This is a genomic window from Falsiroseomonas oryzae, from assembly GCF_027856955.1.
Classification (GTDB): domain Bacteria; phylum Pseudomonadota; class Alphaproteobacteria; order Acetobacterales; family Acetobacteraceae; genus Falsiroseomonas; species Falsiroseomonas oryzae.
Window position 1 is genome coordinate 1 of sequence record NZ_JAPSMD010000567.1, and the last position, 2,880, is coordinate 2,880.

The 2,880-nt window shown below is 74.1% G+C and carries 3 protein-coding genes; 2 read left to right on the forward strand and 1 reads right to left on the reverse strand.

The window, feature by feature from the left end; genetic code table 11:
* The coding region (locus tag OZN99_RS28925; RefSeq protein WP_408611969.1) for a DegQ family serine endoprotease at positions 1 to 1,502 on the forward strand (1,502 nt) is incomplete at its 5' end.
* Between the two features lie 194 nt (positions 1,503 to 1,696).
* On the opposite strand, the gene serB is transcribed toward OZN99_RS28925, so the two are convergent.
* Positions 1,697 to 2,587: a phosphoserine phosphatase SerB gene (gene serB / locus OZN99_RS28930; protein ID WP_270938678.1), complete on the reverse strand. Its 891-nt coding sequence runs from the start codon at positions 2,585 to 2,587 to the stop codon at positions 1,697 to 1,699.
* 20 nt (positions 2,588 to 2,607) lie between these two features.
* Between serB and OZN99_RS28935 the strand changes: the two genes are divergently transcribed.
* A partial coding sequence (locus OZN99_RS28935) for an isopentenyl transferase family protein (protein ID WP_270938679.1) occupies positions 2,608 to 2,880 on the forward strand: 273 nt, incomplete at its 3' end.

The window sequence follows — 2,880 nt, forward strand, 5'->3', positions numbered from 1 at the left end:
CGCTCGCGGCGCTGCCGCCCTTGCCGGCGGCCGCGCAGCAGATCGCGCCCCAGGTGCCGCCGCCCGGCGCGCCGTCCTCCTTCGCGCCGCTCGCCCAGCGGCTGCTGCCAGCGGTGGTGAACATCCAGACCACACAGGCCGCCGGCCAGGCCCGTGCCGGCCGCGACGCCCCGGAGGTGCCGCAGGCACCTCCCGGCAGCCCCTTCGAGGAATTCTTCCGCGACTTCCTGGAGCGCAACCGCCCGCCAGGTCAGGCGCAGCCGCCGGGCCAGCCCGGCCGGCCGCAGCCCCCGCGCCGGGGGCAGTCGCTGGGCTCCGGCTTCATCATCGACCCGTCCGGTATCGTCGTGACCAACAACCACGTGATCGAGGGCGCGTCGGAGATCAACGTCGTGCTGCAGGACAACACGACGCTGCGCGCGGAACTGGTGGGCGCCGACCCGCGCACCGACCTGGCCGTGTTGCGCGTGCGCCACGACAGCCCGCTGCCCTCCGTCCCGCTGGGGGACAGCGACACCGCGCAGGTGGGCGACTGGGTGGTGGCGATCGGCAACCCCTTCGGGCTCGGCGGGTCGGTGACGGCCGGCATCGTCTCGGCGCGCGGCCGCGACATCCGCCAGGGGCTCTACGACGACTTCATCCAGACCGACGCGGCAATCAACCGCGGCAACTCGGGCGGCCCGCTGTTCAACCTGGCCGGCGAGGTGGTGGGCATCAACACCGCCATCTACTCGCCGACCGGCGGCTCGATCGGCATCGGCTTCGCCATCCCGTCCAATCTGGCGCGCAACATCGTCGCGCAGCTGCGCGACGACGGGCGCGTGCGCCGCGGCTGGCTCGGCGTGAACATCCAGCAGGTGACGGACGAGATCGCGGAAAGCCTGGGCCTGCGCAACGGCGCGCGCGGCGCGCTGGTGGCGCGGGCGCAGGAAGGCGGCCCGGCGGCGGCGGGCGGCATCCAGGCGGGCGACGTGATCCTGCGCTTCAACGGCACCGAGGTGCGCGAGATGCGCAACCTGCCGCGCATCGTTGCGGATACGCAGGTAGGCCGCCAGGTGCCGGTCGTGGTGTGGCGCGACGGGCGCGAGCAGACGGTGCAGATCACCGTCGCCGAACTGCCGAGCGAGCAGCAGCAGGCCGCGGTGAACCCGCAGCAGCCGCAGCCCCGCCAGCAGCAGATGGAACTCTCGGGCCTGGGCCTGCGGGTGGCGCCGATCACGCCGGAGAGCCGGGAGCGGTTCAGCCTGCGGGCCGAGAGCCGCGGCGTCGTGATCACCGAGGTCTCGCCGGGCAGCCCGGCGGCGGAGCGTGAGCTGCGCCCCGGCGACGTGATCGTCGAGGTCCAGCAGGAACGCGTGACCACGCCGCAGGAGGTGCAGGAGCGCCTGGAGCGACTGCGCCGGCAGGGCCGCGCGACGGCGCTGCTGCTGATCGAGGGGCCGCAGGGCCAGCGCTGGGTGCCGCTGCGCCTGAACGCGCCGCAGCGCGGTGCGCCGGGGTGAGGGTGGGGAGGGCGCTGCCCTCCCCAAACCCCCTCCCGCCAGGAGGCTTTGCCTCCTGGACCTCGATCAGTTCAACGCCGAAGGCGGAGCGGGCCAAAGCCCCCTCCGCCTTCGGCGTTAGACCCATGGGTTCCAAGGGGCCACTGCCCCTTGGCGGGGTGGTTCCGGGAGGGGCAGCGCCCCTCCCGCCACGCTCACCCGGCGGCGAACTCGCTCTTGCGGTAGCCCTGTGCGTAGAGCAGGGCGGTGAGGTCCGCGTGGTCCACCCGCGCGCCGGCCGCGGCGGCGACCACGGGCTTGGCGCGGAACGCCACGCCCAGCCCGGCCGCGCGGATCATGTCGAGGTCGTTGGCGCCATCGCCCACGGCCAGCGTCGCGGCCATCGGCAGCGCGTTCTCGGTGGCCAGGCGCGTAAGCGTCGCGAGCTTGGCGTTGCGGTCGAAGACCGGCTCCGCCACGCGCCCTGTCAGCCTGCCATCCTCGACCAGCAGCGTGTTCGAGACGTGGTGATGGAACCCAAGCCGCTCCGCGACGCGGCCGGTGAAGAAGGTGAAGCCGCCGGAGGCGAGGCAGCACACCGCGCCATGCGCGCGCATCGTGGCGACCAGCTCGGCCGCGCCCGGCATCATGCGCGTCTCGGCCCAGGTCGCCTCGAGGGCCGAGACGTCCAGGCCTTTCAGCATGCCGACGCGCTCGATCAGCGCCTGGCGGAAATCCAGCTCCCCGTTCATCGAGCGTCGGGTGATCTCGGCGATCTTCTCCTTCAGCCCGGCATACGCGGCGATCTCGTCCAGCGTCTCGCTCGTGACGATGGTGCTGTCCATGTCGGCGACGAGCAGGCGCTTGCGGCGGCCCTCCCGTGGCGCGGCGATGGCGTCCACCGGTGCGTCCTGCAGCGCGGCGCGGGCGGCGGCGACGGCCTGCTGCGGACTGCCGGTGAAGGGGATGTCGGCGGCTTCGCGCTCCGCCAGCCAGTCTGGCGCGCCCGGTGCGGCGCCGAGGGCGTCGAGGGCTGCACGGATACGGGCGGGAAGGGCAGGGTCGAGCGCGCCCGGCGGGGCGACGAGCGTCAGGATGTGCGGCATGGCGGCCGCGCTGTGCCACCGTGACGGAAGAGGCGCAACCTCCCGCCATCCTGGTCGCCGGCCCGACCGCCTCGGGCAAGAGCGCGCTGGCGCTGGCCCTGGCGGAGCGGCTGGGCGGCGTGGTGATCAACGCGGATTCCATGCAGGTCTATCGCGAGCTGCGGATCCTGACGGCCCGGCCGACGGTGGCCGACATGTCCCGCGCGCCGCATGCGCTGTACGGCGTGCGGCCGGCGGCGGAGGCCGGCACCGCGGCCTGGTGGCGGGGCGCGGCGCTGGCCGAGATGGAGGCG